The following is an 18,493-nucleotide window of genomic DNA, read 5'->3' on the forward strand; positions in this document are numbered from 1 at the left end:
AAGAAAATACATACAGTTGCCTTTTCTTTATTGGCAAACAAGGGGGAGAACACGATGAATGTATATCGTGGAGTTCATGAGTTAATTGGTCATACACCAATTGTAGAAATTACTCGTTTTTCACTTCCGAAAGGGGTCCGCTTATTTGCAAAGCTTGAATTTTATAACCCAGGCGGAAGCGTTAAGGATCGTTTAGGAAGAGAATTAATCGAAGATGCGCTAGAAAAAGGGCTTGTTACCCAAGGTGGAACAATTATTGAACCGACTGCTGGGAATACTGGTATTGGACTGGCACTTGCAGCATTAGAACATGATTTACGTGTTATCGTTTGTGTACCAGAGAAATTTAGTATTGAAAAACAAGAATTAATGAAAGCACTAGGTGCAACGGTCGTGCATACACCGACTGAGCAAGGAATGACCGGTGCAATTGCAAAAGCAAAAGAATTAGTAAATGAAATACCGAATTCATACTCTCCAAGTCAGTTTGCGAATGAAGCAAACCCGCGTGCTTATTTCAAAACACTAGGTCCTGAACTTTGGGATGCACTGAATGGAGAGATTAACATATTTGTTGCTGGAGCAGGGACTGGCGGTACGTTTATGGGGACTGCATCTTATTTGAAAGAAAAAAATATAGATATTAAAACAGTTATCGTAGAGCCAGAAGGATCTATTTTAAATGGTGGTAAGGCTGGTTCACATGAGACCGAAGGAATTGGACTGGAATTTATCCCGCCATTTTTGAAGACATCTTATTTTGATGAAATTCATACGATTTCTGATCGAAATGCATTTTTACGAGTGAAAGAATTAGCGCAAAAAGAAGGACTTCTCGTTGGGAGCTCTTCAGGAGCAGCATTTCATGCGAGCTTACTTGAGGCAGAGAAGGCAGCACCAGGTACAAATATTGTAACCATTTTTCCTGATAGTAGTGAGCGCTATTTAAGTAAAGACATATACAAAGGATGGGAATAAAAAATGAGAGCAAAGACAAAGTTAATTCATGGTATTCGCATAGGAGAACCTTCAACTGGATCTGTAAACGTACCGATCTATCAAACAAGTACGTACAAACAAGAAGCGGTTGGTAAGCATCAAGGATATGAATATTCACGTACAGGTAACCCAACACGTGCAGCTTTAGAAGAAATGATTGCCGTATTAGAAAATGGTCATGCTGGATTTGCATTCGGTTCTGGAATGGCTGCTATTACAGCGACAATTATGTTGTTCTCAAAAGGTGACCACGTTATTTTAACAGATGATGTTTATGGTGGAACGTATCGTGTTATTACGAAAGTATTAAACCGCTTCGGTATTGAACATACATTTGTAGACACAACAAACTTAGAGGAAGTTGTAGAAGCAATTCGTCCAAATACGAAAGCGATCTATGTGGAAACACCAACGAACCCATTACTAAAAATTACTGATATTAAGAAAATATCTACTCTTGCTAAAGAGAAAGATTTATTAACAATTATTGATAATACATTCATGACGCCATATTGGCAGTCGCCGATTTCTTTAGGAGCAGACATTGTACTTCATAGTGCAACGAAATATTTAGGAGGTCATAGTGACGTAGTTGCAGGTCTAGTAGTGGTAAATAGCCCACAACTAGCAGAAGACCTTCACTTTGTACAAAACTCAACAGGAGGTATTCTTGGACCACAAGATAGCTTCTTACTACTTCGCGGTTTAAAAACATTGGGAATTCGTATGGAAGAACATGAAACGAATTCACGCGCTATTGCTGAATTTTTAAATAATCATCCAAAAGTAAATAAAGTATATTACCCAGGTCTTGAATCACATCAAAACCACGAATTAGCAACAGAACAAGCAAATGGATTTGGTGCTATTATTTCGTTTGATGTAGATAGTGAGGAAACATTAAATAAAGTACTTGAGAAACTGCAATACTTTACACTTGCTGAAAGCCTAGGAGCAGTAGAAAGTTTAATTTCTATCCCATCTCAAATGACACATGCATCAATCCCAGCAGATCGCCGTAAAGAATTAGGAATTACAGATACATTAATTCGTATTTCTGTCGGTATTGAAGATGGTGAAGATTTAATTGAAGATTTAGCACAAGCGCTAGCATAATAAAAATGCACTGCTAATGTGGAGCAGTGCATTTTTATTATGTTAATTTGTGAAATGTTTCACAAATTAGACATACACAAATGAAATGAATTCATGTATATTGAATTCATGAAATGTTATTCATAAATAAACTTGTGAAATACTTCACAAACAATGGGATTCATGTAGGACGGTAACTCTATTTTTTTCGCTAATCGGGACTTATTATGACCTATAGGGACTTATAAAGACCGTGATAACAGAATAGGAGGAAATTTACATGGTAGTCAAAGAGAAAGTTGTAAATGAAATGCAAGAGGTAAAAGAGATGATTGATACGTTAGTAAATAACGGTCAACAAGCTTTACAAACATTAGAAAGTTTTACACAAGAGCAGATTGACAACATTGTTCATGAAATGGCATTAGCAGGTGTTGATCAACATATGCCACTTGCAAAATTGGCTGTTGAAGAAACAGGCCGTGGTGTCTATGAAGACAAATGCATTAAAAATATTTTTGCCACTGAATATATTTGGCATAGTATAAAGCAAGATAAAACGGTAGGAATTATTCACGAAGATCCTCATGAAGAAATAATAGAAATTGCAGAACCTGTCGGTGTAGTAGCTGGGGTAACACCAGTAACGAATCCAACGTCGACAACAATGTTTAAAGCGTTGATTGCGATAAAAACGAGAAATCCAATTATTTTCGCATTTCATCCTTCTGCACAAAATTGTTCGGTGGCAGCAGCGAAAACCGTATATGATGCAGCAATGAAAGCTGGTGCACCAAAACATTGTATTCAATGGATTGAAAGACCGTCTGTCGAAGCGACGAAACAATTAATGAACCATGATGGTGTGGCACTCGTTCTAGCAACTGGAGGCGCTGGTATGGTGAAATCAGCTTACTCTACTGGAAAACCAGCGCTAGGTGTAGGTCCTGGTAATGTACCGTGTTATATAGAAAAATCAGCACATGTAAAACGAGCTGTTAATGATTTAATTTTATCGAAAACATTTGATAACGGTATGATTTGTGCATCGGAACAAGCAATCATTGTCGATAAAGAAATCTATGATGATGTTAAAACAGAAATGATCGAAAACAATTGTTACTTTGTAACAGAAGAAGAAAGAAAAAAATTAGAAAAGCTCGTTATTAATGAAAATACATGTGCAGTAAATAGTGATATTGTAGGAAAATCAGCACAGTATATTGCCGAATTAGTTGGGATTACTGTTCCTGAACATACAAAAATGCTTGTAGCTGAAATTCAAGGTATCGGAGCAGCATACCCGTTATCTCGTGAGAAACTGAGCCCAGTATTAGCCTGTGTGAAGGCGAATTCATTAGAAAAAGGATTTACATATTGCGAAGAAATGTTGAACCTCGGTGGTTTAGGACATTCAGCAGTTATTCATTCTACAAATAAAGAAGTGCAAAAGCAATTTGGATTACGTATGAAAGCTTGCCGTCTCATTGTAAATGCACCTTCATCACAAGGTGGAATAGGGGATATATATAACGGATTTATTCCATCACTTACACTTGGTTGTGGTTCTTACGGAAAAAATTCAGTTTCCCAAAATGTAACAGCGACTCATTTATTAAATATAAAAAGGCTGGCAAATAGAAAAAAGAATATGCAGTGGTTCAAATTGCCACCAAAAATTTATTTTGAAAAACATGCTACAGCGTATTTAGCAAATATGCCTAACATTTCACGTGCATTTATTGTAACGGATCCTGGAATGGTTGAACATGGCTATGTGGATACAGTCACGCACTATTTAAACAAGCATGCAAATGATGTGAAAATTGAAGTTTTCTTTGAGGTCGAACCAGATCCATCAGATGAAACTGTCTTTAAAGGTGCGGAAATGATGAGAAGCTTTAAGCCAGATGTAATTATCGCACTTGGTGGTGGTTCAGCTATGGATGCAGCAAAAGGAATGTGGTTATTCTATGAGCATCCAGAAACGACATTCTATGGCATTAAACAGAAGTTTTTAGATATAAGAAAACGTACATGTAAATATCCGGAATTAGGAAATAAGGCACAGTTTGTTGCGATTCCAACAACATCAGGAACAGGATCAGAAGTGACACCATTTGCGGTTATTACAGATAAGAAAAATAATATAAAGTATCCGCTCGCAGATTATGAATTAACACCAGATGTAGCAATTGTTGATCCGCAATTTGTAATGACAGTACCACCACATGTAACAGCAGATACTGGTATGGATGTTTTAACACATGCAATTGAGGCGTATGTGTCTGTTATGGCAAATGACTATACAGATGGATTAGCATTAAAAGCTATTGATCTCGTATTCAAATATTTACCGAGAGCATATAAAGATGGAAATGATGAAGAAGCACGGGAAAAAATGCATAACGCTTCTGCAATTGCAGGGATGGCATTTGCAAATGCTTTTCTAGGTATTAATCACAGCTTAGCACATAAAATTGGTCCAGAATTCCATATTCCGCACGGACGTGCAAATGCAATTCTTATGCCGCATGTAGTCCGCTATAATGCTATTAAGCCAAGAAAACACGCATTGTTCCCAAAATATGAGCACTTTGTAGCAGATGAACGCTATGCACATATTGCGAGAATGCTCGGGCTTCCAGCAAGCTCAGTAGCAGAAGGTGTGGAATCACTCGTCAAAGCAATTATTGAGCTTGGAAAAAGCTTAAATATTAATATGAGTATTGCAGGACAAGGGGTAGATAAAGAGCAATTTGAAGAGGTTGTTGGAGTATTAGCAGAAAGAGCTTTTGAAGATCAATGTACAACTGCTAATCCAAAGTTACCGCTTATTTCAGAGCTGAAAGAAATTTATATGGAAGCATATAAAGGTGAATAATGATTAAAAAAGAGCCGCAGTAAAGCGGCTCTTTTTTTGTTGGAAAACATCTCCCAGAATGGCTGTATTTACTGGTCTTTCAGTTTCATAGAATATGATAAAGTGAAATGGAGGAGTGAGAATATAATGAAAGAATTACAAGGGAAAATAGAAGATTATACTAGGTTCGGACAAATTCTTCTCGCTGTAAGTACATTGTTAATGGTTGGCTTGTTGATTCCGGATGGAGCAAAAGAGACAATCCAATTTTTTGTTATGATGGGGAGTATCGTTATATTTTTAAGTTTATCGTTCTTTTTCTTTCAGCGTGTGAAAGTGATGCGTGACCAGTTAGAGGAAAATGAATGTGAATAATATTGTTAACTAGAACGCGGCGAAAAGAAAGAATCTTTTTGTCGCGCTTTTTGTTTTTTGTAGAAAAATGTATGCGTTTCATGTTGACAATGATAATCCTTATCAATTAAAGTAGAATAGTAGTTAATGATTATCATTATCAATTAGAGGTGAAGGAATGAAAAAATCTATTACGCTATTTACAGCGATTTTATCTATTTTTTTCTTGTTAATAGGTTGCAGTACCAAAGGGGACGAAAAAGCGTCTGCAACCAAAACAGAAAAAGGAAAAGAAAAAATCGAAATTACCGACCTGTCAGGGAGAAAGGTAACATTCGATAAAGTACCAGAAAGTTTTGCAACATTAAGTATGGGGGACATGGATATTATTCATGCTTTAGGTGGAAAAGTAGTAGGTCGTCCGGATACGAAATTAACTCTTCCAGAGGAGTTAAAGAAGGCAAAAGTAATCGGGAATGCACATCAACCGAATTTTGAGCAAATTGCTAGTTTAAAGCCCGATGTACTTGTTGCTAACAATGGATTCCAAAAGAACGTGCCAACGGTTGAAGGACAAGGAACGAAAGTAATCATTTCTTCTGCGAATTCTGTACAAGATATTCAAAAGAATATTGAATTATATGGAACGGCAATGAAGAAAGAAGATAAAGCAAAAGAACTTAATCAAAAAATCAATAATCAAATGAAGAAATATGAGAAAAAGAGCGATGTGAAAGCATTGCTAGTGTATGGCGCACCAGGTACTTATTTAGCGGCATTACCAACATCTTTATCAGGTGATATTTTAGAAAAAACAGGCGGAAAAAATATTGCTTCTGATTTTCCAGAAATGAAAGAATATCCGCAATATGCACAGCTAAGTGTAGAACGTATTATTGAGGCGAATCCAGATGTCATTTATTTAATTACACACGGAGATCCAACAAGTGTGAAAAAAGCATTCGAAGGCGAAATGATGAAAAATGAAGCGTGGAAAAATTTAGATGCAGTAAAACAAAACCGCGTAGTTATTTTGCCATCTGATTTATTTGGATCTAATCCTGGGACAAAAGTTACAGAAGCGATGGACTTTATGTATAAAAGTATACAAGATGTAAGGAAATGATACGTATGGAAAGTAGTGAAGTAGTAAGAGAAAAGGAACATCCTTTTGCGAAAAAAAGATGGATAATAGCAGTTACTTTAGTTGTATTAACAATTCTAGGCCTCTTTTACGGTCTTTTCGCAGGAAGTTTATCCTTTTCTGTACGAGACATTCTAACAGGTATACAAGATGAGGGTTCGACAGTACATCGAATTGTATGGGATCTTCGCATACCGAGAGTGCTCGTTGGGTTTATAGTAGGAACATGTTTAGCTGCATCTGGTACACTGCTGCAAGGGGTTATGAGAAACCCTCTTGCAGATCCTGGTATTATCGGAGTTTCATCTGGGGCAGGTCTTGTAGCAATTGTCATCATGATTTTATTCCCACAGCATCTAGCTTTTTTACCACTAGGGGCGTTTTTAGGAGCTTTCATAACAGCGATGGTTATTTATGCTTTATCATGGCAAAAAGGGGCACCACCTTCAAGAATCGTCTTAGTAGGGGTGTCGATCAATGCATTAATTGGTGCAGCAACGTCAGCATTAATGTTATTACATAGTGACAAAGTACAATCCGTGTTACCGTGGCTAGCGGGTGGTATTGGTGGTGTAAGTTGGGCACATTTAAACATGATTATTTATTATGCAATATTCGCCATTATATTAGCTTTCTTTGGCATTAAGCATATTCGAGTGTTAATGCTTGGAGATGAAATGGCAAAGTTATTAGGACATAACGTGGAAAAAAGTCGGTTTTATTTAATCGTAGTAAGTACATTATTAGCTGGAATTGCAGTAAGTGTATCTGGTCTTATTGGATTTGTCGGTCTTGTCGTACCACATATGCTACGTTTATTAGTTGGAAATGATTATAGATATTTGCTACCTTTATCATGCCTTGGCGGCGGTGTATTACTTGTTTTTGCGGATGCAATAGCTCGAAGTTGGTTCGATCCAATCGAATTGCCTGTTGGTATTTTACTGTCCTTCTTAGGTGGTCCGTTCTTCTTATATTTAATTCATAGAGGAGGAAAACAACGTGATTTCCGTTAACAAAGTGTTTTATGCACACTCTGAAAGATTTCAAATGCAAAATATGAATGTACATATTAAGGCTGGAGAAATCGTTAGTTTAATTGGTCCGAATGGATCGGGAAAATCTACTTTGCTTCGTTTAATAGCAAGGCTACTGAAACAAAGCGAAGGGGACATCATTTTAGATGGGAAAAACATTCATATGATGAAGAGTGCTGATGTAGCGAAGCAATTAGCAATGTTACCACAAATGCATGATCATCAATTAGATTTAACAGTGAAAGAACTAATTGAGTTCGGAAGAGGTCCACATAAATCATGGAGTAGCCGCTTAAATAAAGAAGATGAAGAAATTGTTGATTGGGCATTGTCTGTTACAAATCTTGAAGGGTATGAATATCGTCTTTTACATTCTTTATCAGGAGGGGAACGGCAACGTGCTTGGATTGCCATGACGCTAGCGCAACGTACAAATGTCTTATTATTGGATGAACCAACAACCTTTTTAGATATCGTTCACCAGTTGGAAGTAATGGAACTTGTGAAACGATTAAATGAGGAGTATGGAATGACAATTATAATGGTTTTACATGACATTAACCAAGCTGCTCAATATAGCGATCGTTTACTCGTATTAAAGCGAGGAAAGATTCAGTATGATGGTATACCAGAAGAAGTGCTATGCCATGAAATGTTTCAACATGTATTTGGCATAGATGTAGATATCTTTCAAGGAAGTGACAAGCCGTTTTTTACACCGAAACGAATTTCTAAAAGGGGAGAAGAGCGATGCAAACAGAAGAGCGTATTACCACTGAATTAGTAAGAGAATTTGTTATGGCAGCTCACGGGGATTTAGAGAAAGTACAAGAGCTATTGGTTGAATCGCCAAGCTTACTTCACGCCTCTTATAATTGGGGTGGATCAGATTGGGAAAGTGCGTTAGGGGCATCGGCACATGTAGGTCGTAAAGATATTGCTCTTTATTTACTAGAAAAGGGTGCTCGGATGGATATTTTTGCAGCAGCTATGCTTGGTGAATTAGAAGTTGTACAAGCTATTTTAGTAGCTCAACCAGAAGCATTGCGTGCATCTGGTCCTCATGGCATTTCTCTTCTTCAGCATGCACGAATGGGTGGAGAGAAATCTAAGCGTGTATATGATTATTTAGCAATACTATCTTAATGAACGAAGGAAGTTCTTATGTGCGGTAAACTTTTCACTTGAAACAATTGGAAAGTTTACCGCCCGTTAGAACGGGATAAGTATCTAGTATATTTGAAAATCCTACACCCCCTCAACTGTAGTTTTCTTAATACTAGTTATGATATGGATGCAGTAGACGAAATTTGTCTACTGCTTTTTTTAGTCGTTAAGAATGAATATTCTGTATTTTATTGTGGGTTCATTTATCCCGCTATTTGCGGGCAGTAAGTCTCCCGCCTCAAAATTCAGCTAGAGCAAAGAAGTTAGATGGGAGATCCACTGCCCGTAAACGCTCGATTGGTGAGGGCTGATAATCAGTGGGGGTGAACAAAATTCCCCACTGATTAAAGTTTCACTTTATAATTAATAGTAACATTTCGTATGCATACAAAACATGATCGTGAAATTAAGAATAAATTAGTGGAAAGGAGTGCAGGCATGTTTCATACAGATCGTTTACAAATTCGCAAATATACAATGGATGATTTACAGTTCTATGCTTCACTATGGGGGAACGAGAAGGTAATGCGCTATATTGGAAATGGGACGTTAAAAACATATATACAGTGTAAAAAAAGTTTGGAGGAGTGGGTCATTCCTAGCTATAAAAACGGTCTCGGTTTATTTGTATTGATTGAAAAGGAAACGGGAACAAGAATTGGTCATGCAGGGCTGGTAAAGCAGCAGATTGATGGAAAAGAGGAAATTGAAATTGGTTATTGGTTACTTCCTCAGTATTGGGGAAAAGGGTATGCAAAAGAAGCGGCGGCAGCATTTCGAGACTACGGTTTCCAAGCATTACGAATGAATAAATTAATTTCTCTCATTAACCCGAATCATCCCGCCTCAATATTTGTTGCTAGAAAGACAGGGCTCAGCTATGAGAAAACAACTTTATTTCATGGGATGGATGTTCTTGTTTATTCCATTAAACGTGTTGGATGAAAAATTACTTTTTTAAAGGTAAATTGCATTTTTTGAAGAATGGTATATGAAAATAAAGGGGGGATTACATGTACATTTATCATAATGGACTTATTATTCGTGAGGGAACGAGTAGCGTACCAGCATATGCAATTAAAGCATTGTTTGAAGATGCCGGTTGGAGTAATGATAATATCCCTTCTTGGCAAATTGAAAAATTTACGATAGCATTCGAAAATTCAACATGGGCTTTCACAATTTGGGATGAGGAAGAGATGGTTGCGATGGTTAGAGTCATTTCTGATGGAATTATGATTGCGAACATAGTAAATTTAGTTGTGAAGTGTGAATATAGAGGGAAGGGATTAGGTAAGAAGCTTGTAGCTCTTTGCCTGCAAAAACTTCCCCACGGTGATTGGTTTGCGCATACATCAGCGAACAATTTTGATTTTTATAGAAGTTGTGGATTTGAAGTTAGAGAGCTATCGAGAAATGGAACATGTGCGTATTATGGATACCAAGTCGCGAAAAGAGATGGTCACCGATAAATGAATGGAAAGTAAAAAAGTATAGCGAGGTAATTTTGAGACTTTTGATAATAGAGAATGGATTGAGGCTCGTTTTATGATAAAATAAAAGAAAATTCTGTTTATTATTAGGGGGATAAAAATGAGTGTAAAAGCTGGGGATGTATTTAAATATGAAAGAAGATTTACTGAGGAAGAAGTTTTTGAATTTGCAAATATTACCGGTGATAAAGGTAGACACCATATGGAATACGATGAAAATGGAAGATTAATGGTTCATGGTTTATTGACTGCTAGCATTGGGACGAAAGTGGGAGAAGAGTTACATTACATAGCAAGAGAATTAGTAAGTGAGTTTATTAGACCAGTTTTCACAGGAGATACGATCACTTGTGAACTAACTTTAACAAATGTTGAGCAAATGGAAGGCTATAAAAAAGTTTCAATCGAGTCAGTTTATCGCAATCAGCATGAAAAGACTGTACTAGTTGGGACAAGTTATGGAATTATAAGGGGATAAAAAAGAAGCCTGTTTAACAGGCTTCTTTTTTATTATTTAATAAACACGTTTTCGATTTTCCGCATAACTCGAGATGAGTAATAATGCAGTTTCTTCTCCTATATTACGAACAATATGAGGAACGCATGCATTCCATGAGAAAGAATCACCTTCTTCTACAATTGCAATATCTTCACCGTGCTGAACTTCTAGTTTTCCGCGTAATACAAGGTGACATTCTTCCCCTTCATGGGCATTTGGTGAGTTTTCTTTCGGGAATCCAGTAGGGATTTCTACTAAAGATAGGCGAAGGCCCCCTTGCTCCGCAACATGTTCAATTCTTTGCTCATCTTTGCCGTATACACTGTATTTCCGTTCTTCTTTTTTGACAATTTTTAATCGATCTTTTTGCTCTAACAATAAATAGGGAAGGGGAACGTTTAAAAAATTGGAGATCGTTTCTAAAGTTGAGATAGATGGTGATGTTTTATTATTTTCAACCTGACTCATAAATCCTTTAGAAAGACCTGTTCCCTCGCAAATTTGTGCAATTGTTATGCCTCTACGTTGACGAATTTCACGTATTGCAGAACCAATATTCATAAAATCAAGCTCCTTTTTGTAAACAACTATTTGTATCATAGCAAAAAAAATATATTTTTTCCCAGTGAAAATGAATTGACGAATAAAAAAAATTAGTGTATGTTTTGTAATGTGAATAAAAGTTTTGTATAAGAAAACTATAAAGGAGAGAATGAAATGAATCAACATATTGGTAACTTAATTATTCGTATCGTGTTAGGGGTAACATTCTTCATGCACGGTTTAACAAAATTCCAATCAGGAATTGACAATATTGCAGGATGGTTTACAAGTATTGGTTTACCAGGAGGACTTGCATACGGTGTAGCAACGTTTGAATTAGTTGGAGGTCTATTATTAATTCTAGGTTTAGGTGTAAGATATATTGGATTATTATTTGCACTTGTTATGGTTGGAGCAATCGTAAAAGTGAAATGGTCAGCTGGTTTATTGGGAGATGGAAAAAATCCTGGTTTCGAATTAGAACTTGCATTATTAGCAATGGGTGCATACTTATTTGTTGCAAAAGCTGATGGTTTTGTAGATAATTTCTTAAAAGAAAAAATGTCAAAGAAGAACTAATTTAAATGGGGGGGCTAACAAGATGAGTTTTCAACTTCATCCCGATACAACACTTGATGTTGTTCATTTATACGTATCTAATGTAAAGAAATCACTAGAGTTTTATACGGAAGTACTAAGTATGAAGGTGCTAAAAGAAGAAGAAGCAGTCGTTACATTTGGGAATGAAAATGATGAACCACTTCTTATCATTGAAGAAAAGAAAGAAGCTTTTCCGAAGCAAAGAGGAAGAACAGGGTTATATCATTACGCAATTTTATTACCAAGTAGACAGGATTTAGCGAATGTTCTTCGTCATCTTGTAGAGATGGTATATCCACTACATGGCGGAGCCGATCATTACTTTAGTGAAGCTCTTTATTTAGCTGATCCAGATGGAAACGGGATTGAAATTTATCATGATCGACAAAAAGAAGTTTGGCGTGATGAGAATGGAGAACTCCCATTTGTTAGTAACCCGTTAGCTGGTGAAGAATTATTACAGCAAGGAAGTACATGGAATGGCTTTCCAGCTGGTACTGTGATGGGGCATATTCATTTTCATGTAGCTGATTTAGAGGAAGCGAAACGTTTCTATGTTGATGGTCTTGGTTTTGAAGTAACGATTCCAGCTCGTAATGGAGCATTGTTCGTATCTGCAGGTGGTTATCATCATCATATCGGTTTAAATACATGGCAAGGTGAAGGGGTACCACCGCAAATGCCAGGTTCTGTTGGTTTGAAATATTTCACAGTTGTACTAGCGAATGAAAAACAAAAAGAGCAAGTATGTGAAAGCTTAAAAAATATTGGCAAGATTGCTACGTACAAAGATGGAATATTACAAGCCCAAGATCCATTTGGACATTGTATCCATTTCAAAATAAAAGGAGAAGCCTAAAAAGGCTTCTCCTTTTATTTTCTTATAATTGCTTTTTCGTTTTGTAAAAATAGTTCATCAAATTGTTTTGCAAGCTCAAAATCTAGTTTCGTTAAACCTTTTGCATTCCAAGATGACAAAGTAATAATAACTGCTTTATACTGGATAAGGATAAATGGATGGTGATTATGTTCTTCTGATAGTTTGGCGGCTTCAGAGACAAATTCGACTCCTTTTAAGTAGTCGGAAAACATATATTTTCGTTCAATCCATTTCTCATCTTTTACCATCCATTTATCTACCTTCAATAATTCTTCGTGAACTTCTTCTTCAGTTAATCTTAGCATCATTTTTCACATCCTTTACTGGAAGTAACGCAAGACCATTGTTAATAAGGCGTGTTACAGCTTCGTCAGTTGTGAAGGCAGAAAGTTGATGTAGTAATGCTGCCGATGTTTCATGCCCTTTGTTATGCTCTAAAAGTAACTCTAATACTTCAAGGCGCAGCAACCATTCTTTCGCATAAAATTTATTTAATACTTCTTGAATTGCTACTAATTGATCGATATGCGCGTCGTGTAAAATCCCCTCACTTCGAATATCTCGCACTGTTTGATACATACGTTCAAGTTCATTCAGTACAAGTGGAGCAGGAATTTCGTGAACTTCTTCATCCATTGGGAAAAATGCTGCGGCATCTGCGGCACCTGGGAATACTGAAGTGATTTGTGAGCCAACAGCCATATCAAATGCGCCCCATGAAGCATCAAATAAAACGCGGGCGTTATAAGTAACTGTGCAATCGATAAAGGAAATAAGAGCAATTTTCTTATCGTTTTTTACAATATCTGTTACTGTTCCTTTTACATGAATACCACTTGCAAAAGTAAACTCAGCGATAGTTCCAATTGTAATTCCTAATGATTGTAGTTGTTCGTCTGTACAATTTTCTAATGCAATATTTTCAGTGAGTAATCCAATCGGTGTTCCAAATCCGTCACTGTGTACAGAAGTAGAATGATTTGCTAACTGTTTATTATGAAGCGCTAATGCCGTTGGCGAATTTGTTCGCATGTAAATTAATTCACCTGCATCGTTTTCAATTGTCTCGCTAAATGTACCTGTAATTTGTAATCCACTATTTAGCTCAGCTGTTGCATAGTTCTCAGAGCGAATTGCTTTTTCTAAACCTTCTTTTCCACCTGTTTTAAAGGCCATTGTTTTAGAAAATGTTTCAAGCGCATCTGTTAATTCTTCAAAGGATTCACAAACAAATAGTTGTGGTTGCATTTTTGTTACGTCATAAGTTGTCCCTGTACATGCTTCGATAGAAAATGGAACCTTTTCTACAGCGTCTGTTAAGCAATGTTTGCTTTCGCCAACAGAAGAAAGGAGACCAGCACCATATATTTTTGGATCATCTATATTTCCGATTAATCCATATTCTACTGTCCACCAGAAAAGACGTGAAATTTGTTCAGCTTCTGATAAACCAGAAACTAAGTTTTGTTTTTCAATTACAGCATTTTCAGCAGCCTTAACTTCATCAGGAGTAGAAGTAGGGCTTTCTTTTACTATCGTTAATGTACGAACAGCTTCAAATGCATCATGTTCTTCTTTTGTAGAGAAAGCTTTTGCACCAATTTGCCCAAAACGTTTCACATATTTTGCATATGTAGGATCAAGTAAAATCGGTGCGTGTCCTGCGGCTTCGTGTACGATATCTGGAGCTGGTGTGTACTCGATATTTTCTACTTTCCGAATATCTGTTGCGATCGGTAGTAATCCGTGTCCTTGAAAATCGAAGAATGCTACGCCGGGAATAAGTCCGTCAATCGTTACAGCGCCCCAGCCACTTGGTGCCAAACACTCATTCATTTCTTCTACTTTTGGAATTGCATCTATATTAATACCAGATGATTGTAGTCCGTTCACATAGGCTGGATGAGCAACGTCTTTTAAGAAGCTATGATTTTGTCTCATAATATAACGCCACACAGCGTGATTCACCGGTGTGTATTGATCATAATGTTGTGTGGATACGAATGGTTTTAAATGCGATGGAATTTCTGTTTTCTTTGTCATTTAGACATCCTCCTTTTTTTCTATAAAATTGAATATCGATTTCGTATAGCTTGTATCACCTCCCTTCATTATTTGTAAGCGCTTATAAAATTTTATCATAAGATTCGGAATTATTTAACATCTGTTTCTGTGAGAAATAGAAAAAGCCCCTATCGGAAAATCCGATAGGGGCGAAAGAATCGCGGTACCACCCTATTTGTAAGTGAAAATATACTTACATCTCAATTAATGATAACGGAAAAATTCCGTCTTTTCCTTCATGCATAAAAGCACTACGAAAAAGAAGCTCCAGAATTGTAATTCATACTTATATATGTGCTAATTTCCACCGACCATTAGCTCTCTGTAACAGGGATATAAGATACTACTGCGATTCTTTCAACGCGTATATATGAAATTGTGTAAGAGGATGGACGCAAAAAAGTCCCTATCGGAAAATCCGATAGGGACGATAAAAATCGCGGTACCACCCTATTTGTAAACAACTAATTGTTTACCACTCACTTTACGATAACGGAAAGATCCGTCTTTCTCTTCATGCATAAAAAGCATTACGGGAAAGAAGCTCCAGAATTGTAATTCACGCTTATATATGTACTGATTCGCACCAACCATCAGTTCTCTGAGACAGTGATATAAGTCGCTACTAGTATTCCTTCAAAGCCGATATATAATTCGTTTAACTAAACTATGTTTTGTATTATAAAACTATATTAAAAAAATTGTCAACAAAAATTTTTTATCCCGTGTTAATGAGCAGTAAAATTCCTACCTCAAAATTCGGTTGGAGCAAAGAAGTGAGATGGGAGATTAACTGCCCGTAACTCCCGATTGGTGAAGGGTAATAATCAGTGGGGATGAACGAAATCTCTACTGATTAAAGTTTCACTTTATTTCACTTCTAAATTAACAGTTAAATTAGAGGTATTGCCAGCTGCATCAGTTGCTACAATGTGAATAGTATTTTTTCCTTCTTGTAATTGAGTACGGTCGAAATAAATGTCATAGCTTTTCTCCCAAGGGTTCAGGAATGCCTGGTCCCATACACCATTTCCGTTAATTTCATATTGCATTCTCACTGGAATACCAGGTGCTATCCAACCAGATTCTGACATCCAATCTAGTAGAATATCATCAACTTTTCCTCTAATTACGAGATTTTCTTGGTCAACTTCGTATGTTAACTTAGGTGCAGTTCGATCAAGAAATACAGTAGCTGTTTGTTTTGTTTCTCCGCCAGAATTAGAAGCAACTGCTTCGATTTGATATAGCCCGTCAGCTAAAGGAGTGCCATCTGCTTTTGTACCATTCCATTTGAAAGGTTTGTATCCAGGAGTTGCATTTTTAGCTTGATGGATAATCCCTTGATACGTTACACGTTCTTTCGTAACTAAATTTGCATGCAATGTTACATCATCCACAGGCGCAACTAAATAGTAGTTGATGAGATTATCATCTAGTACGTGGTCGCCATTTGGGCTAAAAGTAGAATTAATAATTTCAAGTCCATCGATACGTTTATAATCTTTAGGCTCGATACTAAATGTGAATGGAATTCGAATTTCTTCTTTTGCCCCTTGTTCTTTTACATATACATTTCCAGTATACACACCTTGTGGTAGTGAGCTATCTACAGTGATAGTAAATGGTTTTTCGGTACTACTATTCGGTTGAATGCTAATCGATGAAGGGACAGAAGCTTTTACTTTTGTGTTTGTGTTTGCATCTAGTAACTCCACACGAGTTGAAAAACTTTTCTTTTTACTAGAAAGGTTTTGTAATGTAACATTTTGCGTCAGTTTTACTTTTCCGCTATTTGGCTTAATAAGACCAAAGCTGACATTGTTAGGTTTTACTAATACATTTGTTTGAGCTGCTTTCGGAATGTTAATTAAACCAGATCCTTGTGCCATAACAGGGTATGTATTTTCATTGACATCATGTAATGTTTTTGCATTGTTAGCAAGAGCCGCTTTCAATTGTTCTGTCGTCCAATCAGGATGCATTTGACGCAAGAGGGCAACCGCTCCAGCTACTTGCGGAGCAGCCATACTTGTTCCGTTATGCGATTCATAGCCGCCTCGCGGTACTGTACTAGTAATTTGTACTCTAGGTGCAACAACATCAGGCTTTATTAGCCAACTTCCTTGTGATGGTCCTCTTGAACTAAAGTTACCGATAAGTTCTGTTTGCTTTGGTTGTCCAATTTTTATATTTTTCTTTCGTTTTGTAATTAAAGTTTTTAATTCTTCCCCATTTGTATTTGATAATTGCATTACTGGGACAGCTAGATGTTCACGTGAAAAATATTCCGGCATCATATTAATTTCTTTTTCGCTAGAGATTAATAACACACCAAGTGCACCAGCTTGTTTCGCTTGTTCTGCCTTTACTAATGTACTAGAAGTACCTTGTAAAATAAGTGCGAATTTCCCTTTCACATCTTGTTTTGCATAATCACTTGGATTGCCATAACCAACGTATACAAGAGGGGAATCATTTCCTATTGGAAAATCGGATTTTGATAACGGTAACCCTTGATATGTTTTGCTGGAACCAGCTACTTGGAATGTTGGAAACGGGATAGAAACCGTAGATGCTCCAACAGAAATGACACTACTTGCGTTACCGGGAGCATCAACAGACCAAGGTTTTGGTCCGTCATTTCCATTTGAAACGACAGTAGTAACACCAAGTTTCGCTGCTCGTTCTAACGTTAATGTTACAGGCTGATCAGGTACATTTAAATCCTGCCCAAGGGAGAGGTTTAACACATCCGCACCATCTTGAATCGCTCGCTCAATCCCTTGGATAATATCATCTGTTGTACCAGTTCCACCGTCATTCATTACACGATAGGCTAGAATAGAAGCGTTTGGAGCAACGCCTTTAATTTTTCCATTACCCGCAATAATTCCAGCTACATGAGTACCATGTACGTTACCATCCATTGGATCGCTATCTTCATCAACCGTGTCATATCCACCGATATAATTTGCCTTTAAGTCAGGGTGTGTATAGTCTACGCCAGAGTCGATAATGGCTACTTTCATGCCTTTTCCATCAAGCGGTTTGCCAGATGGATCTTTTAAATTCCACGCGTCAGGTGCACCAATTGTCGGTCCACCGATATTTGGTGCTTCTTCGTTAGTAGTACTTTTTGATGTTTCATGCAATTTATATGTTAAGTTCGGATAGACTGCTTTTACTTCAGGTAAAGAGGCAAGAGAGGTAATTTGATCTCCAGGAACTGAAATAGAGAATCCGGAAAATAACGTATTATACACTTCTTTAATTTTTGCACCAGGTGCTTTTTCTTTTATTTTCTTAGTCGTATCTTCTTGTGCTTTTTTTAGCTCAGCATGATAAGACTGCGCATTACTATTTTGTAAATCTGGAGCATGCTGAATATTACTTTGAGCAGCGAGAGGTGCATGTTGCAATTCTACAATTACTGATATTTCTTTTGTTGTTTTCGTTTCAACATTTTGAGCAATTTTATGTTCTCCCCACTGTTCAATCGTTGTTTTTAATTGTGGACTAAATTGCTTCTCCTTTTGTAGTGATTCAGCATGAGCGCTTAAAGCTCCAAAACTAGAAAAGACAAGCGCCATGCTTAATAGTGTAGATGTAGTTTTTTTCATTGATACTCCCCCTAATAAAAAAGTGCCAATATTCAGAAATGTAATCTTACATTTTAGTTAGAACTTATAAATATAAATGTTGGCTAAACTATACTTTCGACATAATTCATACCAATCCTCTATGAATTGAAA

17 protein-coding genes and 2 other annotated features are annotated in these 18,493 nt (G+C 36.8%); of the genes, 13 read left to right on the top strand and 4 right to left on the bottom strand.

The annotated features are described in order from the left end of the window. The first annotated feature begins 54 nt into the window (after positions 1-54). The 11 genes from N2V92_RS13020 (at position 55) to N2V92_RS13070 (ending at position 10,630) form a co-directional block, all read left to right on the top strand. Positions 55-978 (top strand): O-acetylserine dependent cystathionine beta-synthase, encoded by a 924-nt coding sequence (locus N2V92_RS13020; protein WP_001103877.1) that lies wholly within the window; start codon positions 55-57, stop codon positions 976-978. A 3-nt stretch (positions 979-981) separates the two neighbouring features. After that, positions 982-2,115, top strand: a complete 1,134-nt coding sequence (locus N2V92_RS13025; RefSeq protein ID WP_001201921.1) for a bifunctional cystathionine gamma-lyase/homocysteine desulfhydrase — start codon at positions 982-984, stop codon at positions 2,113-2,115. 259 nt (positions 2,116-2,374) lie between these two features. Beyond that, positions 2,375-4,978, top strand: coding sequence for a bifunctional acetaldehyde-CoA/alcohol dehydrogenase (gene adhE, locus N2V92_RS13030; protein WP_016077248.1), 2,604 nt, complete (start codon positions 2,375-2,377; stop codon positions 4,976-4,978). A 126-nt stretch (positions 4,979-5,104) separates the two neighbouring features. After that, positions 5,105-5,332 carry a YrhC family protein gene (locus N2V92_RS13035; RefSeq protein WP_000661454.1) on the top strand — a complete coding sequence of 76 codons (228 nt, stop codon included), beginning with the start codon at positions 5,105-5,107 and terminating at the stop codon, positions 5,330-5,332. Between the two features lie 157 nt (positions 5,333-5,489). Further along, a complete protein-coding gene (locus tag N2V92_RS13040; RefSeq protein ID WP_016077249.1) occupies positions 5,490-6,437 on the top strand; it encodes an ABC transporter substrate-binding protein in 948 nt (315 codons plus the stop codon). A 5-nt stretch (positions 6,438-6,442) separates the two neighbouring features. Then, positions 6,443-7,471, top strand: a complete 1,029-nt coding sequence (locus N2V92_RS13045; RefSeq protein ID WP_002082127.1) for a FecCD family ABC transporter permease — start codon at positions 6,443-6,445, stop codon at positions 7,469-7,471. Then, a complete protein-coding gene (locus tag N2V92_RS13050; protein ID WP_000626531.1) occupies positions 7,458-8,276 on the top strand; it encodes an ABC transporter ATP-binding protein in 819 nt (272 codons plus the stop codon). The genes N2V92_RS13045 and N2V92_RS13050 overlap by 14 nt, the downstream gene beginning before the upstream one ends. Continuing rightward, on the top strand, positions 8,243-8,638 hold the full coding sequence (locus N2V92_RS13055) for an ankyrin repeat domain-containing protein (protein ID WP_001192766.1): 396 nt from the start codon (positions 8,243-8,245) through the stop codon (positions 8,636-8,638). The genes N2V92_RS13050 and N2V92_RS13055 overlap by 34 nt, the downstream gene beginning before the upstream one ends. A gap of 402 nt (positions 8,639-9,040) precedes the next feature. Next, entirely contained in the window at positions 9,041-9,604 is a 564-nt protein-coding gene (locus N2V92_RS13060) for a GNAT family N-acetyltransferase (protein WP_003263049.1), read from the top strand. A gap of 68 nt (positions 9,605-9,672) precedes the next feature. Next, positions 9,673-10,131: a GNAT family N-acetyltransferase gene (locus N2V92_RS13065; protein WP_000276127.1), complete on the top strand. Its 459-nt coding sequence runs from the start codon at positions 9,673-9,675 to the stop codon at positions 10,129-10,131. Between the two features lie 121 nt (positions 10,132-10,252). Further along, on the top strand, positions 10,253-10,630 hold the full coding sequence (locus N2V92_RS13070) for a MaoC/PaaZ C-terminal domain-containing protein (RefSeq protein WP_000111562.1): 378 nt from the start codon (positions 10,253-10,255) through the stop codon (positions 10,628-10,630). Positions 10,631-10,666: 36 nt separating this feature from the next. On the opposite strand, the gene N2V92_RS13075 is transcribed toward N2V92_RS13070, so the two are convergent. Further along, positions 10,667-11,212 carry a helix-turn-helix domain-containing protein gene (locus N2V92_RS13075; RefSeq protein ID WP_001020693.1) on the bottom strand — a complete coding sequence of 182 codons (546 nt, stop codon included), beginning with the start codon at positions 11,210-11,212 and terminating at the stop codon, positions 10,667-10,669. A 156-nt stretch (positions 11,213-11,368) separates the two neighbouring features. On the opposite strand from N2V92_RS13075, the gene N2V92_RS13080 reads away from it, so the two are divergent. Beyond that, positions 11,369-11,773 carry a DoxX family protein gene (locus N2V92_RS13080; RefSeq protein ID WP_001071553.1) on the top strand — a complete coding sequence of 135 codons (405 nt, stop codon included), beginning with the start codon at positions 11,369-11,371 and terminating at the stop codon, positions 11,771-11,773. 22 nt (positions 11,774-11,795) lie between these two features. Beyond that, the gene (locus N2V92_RS13085) at positions 11,796-12,653 is read left to right on the top strand and encodes a VOC family protein (protein ID WP_000009841.1); all 858 of its coding nucleotides are present in this window, start codon (positions 11,796-11,798) and stop codon (positions 12,651-12,653) included. A 14-nt stretch (positions 12,654-12,667) separates the two neighbouring features. Here the strand turns inward: N2V92_RS13085 and N2V92_RS13090 are convergent, their stop codons facing one another. The 3 genes from N2V92_RS13090 to N2V92_RS13100 form a co-directional block, all read right to left on the bottom strand. Next, positions 12,668-12,982, bottom strand: coding sequence for a 4a-hydroxytetrahydrobiopterin dehydratase (locus tag N2V92_RS13090; RefSeq protein WP_000979537.1), 315 nt, complete (start codon positions 12,980-12,982; stop codon positions 12,668-12,670). Then, complete coding sequence (locus N2V92_RS13095; RefSeq protein WP_000163192.1) at positions 12,963-14,717, bottom strand: aromatic amino acid hydroxylase; 1,755 nt, start codon at positions 14,715-14,717, stop codon at positions 12,963-12,965. The genes N2V92_RS13090 and N2V92_RS13095 overlap by 20 nt, the downstream gene beginning before the upstream one ends. A 163-nt stretch (positions 14,718-14,880) precedes the next feature. Continuing rightward, positions 14,881-15,108: a binding site (T-box leader), on the bottom strand. A 50-nt stretch (positions 15,109-15,158) separates the two neighbouring features. Next, positions 15,159-15,387: a binding site (T-box leader), on the bottom strand. Between the two features lie 220 nt (positions 15,388-15,607). Then, positions 15,608-18,361, bottom strand: coding sequence for a S8 family peptidase (locus N2V92_RS13100; protein ID WP_170264795.1), 2,754 nt, complete (start codon positions 18,359-18,361; stop codon positions 15,608-15,610). Positions 18,362-18,493 lie beyond the last annotated feature (132 nt).

Origin of the sequence: Bacillus sp. CH_48 (assembly GCF_038008465.1) — a bacterium.
In the GTDB taxonomy this organism is placed as follows: Bacteria; Bacillota; Bacilli; order Bacillales; family Bacillaceae_G; genus Bacillus_A; species Bacillus_A thuringiensis_S.

Bases quoted from the DNA above. Each gene is read 5' to 3' on its own strand.
- N2V92_RS13020 (WP_001103877.1), top strand. From the start codon at position 55: ATGAATGTATATCGTGGAGTTCATGAGTTAATTGGTCATACACCAATT.
- N2V92_RS13025 (WP_001201921.1), top strand. From the start codon at position 982: ATGAGAGCAAAGACAAAGTTAATTCATGGTATTCGCATAGGAGAACCT.
- adhE (WP_016077248.1), top strand. From the start codon at position 2,375: ATGGTAGTCAAAGAGAAAGTTGTAAATGAAATGCAAGAGGTAAAAGAG.
- N2V92_RS13035 (WP_000661454.1), top strand. From the start codon at position 5,105: ATGAAAGAATTACAAGGGAAAATAGAAGATTATACTAGGTTCGGACAA.
- N2V92_RS13040 (WP_016077249.1), top strand. From the start codon at position 5,490: ATGAAAAAATCTATTACGCTATTTACAGCGATTTTATCTATTTTTTTC.
- N2V92_RS13045 (WP_002082127.1), top strand. From the start codon at position 6,443: ATGGAAAGTAGTGAAGTAGTAAGAGAAAAGGAACATCCTTTTGCGAAA.
- N2V92_RS13055 (WP_001192766.1), top strand. From the start codon at position 8,243: ATGCAAACAGAAGAGCGTATTACCACTGAATTAGTAAGAGAATTTGTT.
- N2V92_RS13060 (WP_003263049.1), top strand. From the start codon at position 9,041: ATGCATACAAAACATGATCGTGAAATTAAGAATAAATTAGTGGAAAGG.
- N2V92_RS13065 (WP_000276127.1), top strand. From the start codon at position 9,673: ATGTACATTTATCATAATGGACTTATTATTCGTGAGGGAACGAGTAGC.
- N2V92_RS13070 (WP_000111562.1), top strand. From the start codon at position 10,253: ATGAGTGTAAAAGCTGGGGATGTATTTAAATATGAAAGAAGATTTACT.
- N2V92_RS13075 (WP_001020693.1), bottom strand. From the start codon at position 11,212: ATGAATATTGGTTCTGCAATACGTGAAATTCGTCAACGTAGAGGCATA.
- N2V92_RS13080 (WP_001071553.1), top strand. From the start codon at position 11,369: ATGAATCAACATATTGGTAACTTAATTATTCGTATCGTGTTAGGGGTA.
- N2V92_RS13085 (WP_000009841.1), top strand. From the start codon at position 11,796: ATGAGTTTTCAACTTCATCCCGATACAACACTTGATGTTGTTCATTTA.
- N2V92_RS13090 (WP_000979537.1), bottom strand. From the start codon at position 12,982: ATGATGCTAAGATTAACTGAAGAAGAAGTTCACGAAGAATTATTGAAG.
- N2V92_RS13095 (WP_000163192.1), bottom strand. From the start codon at position 14,717: ATGACAAAGAAAACAGAAATTCCATCGCATTTAAAACCATTCGTATCC.
- N2V92_RS13100 (WP_170264795.1), bottom strand. From the start codon at position 18,361: ATGAAAAAAACTACATCTACACTATTAAGCATGGCGCTTGTCTTTTCT.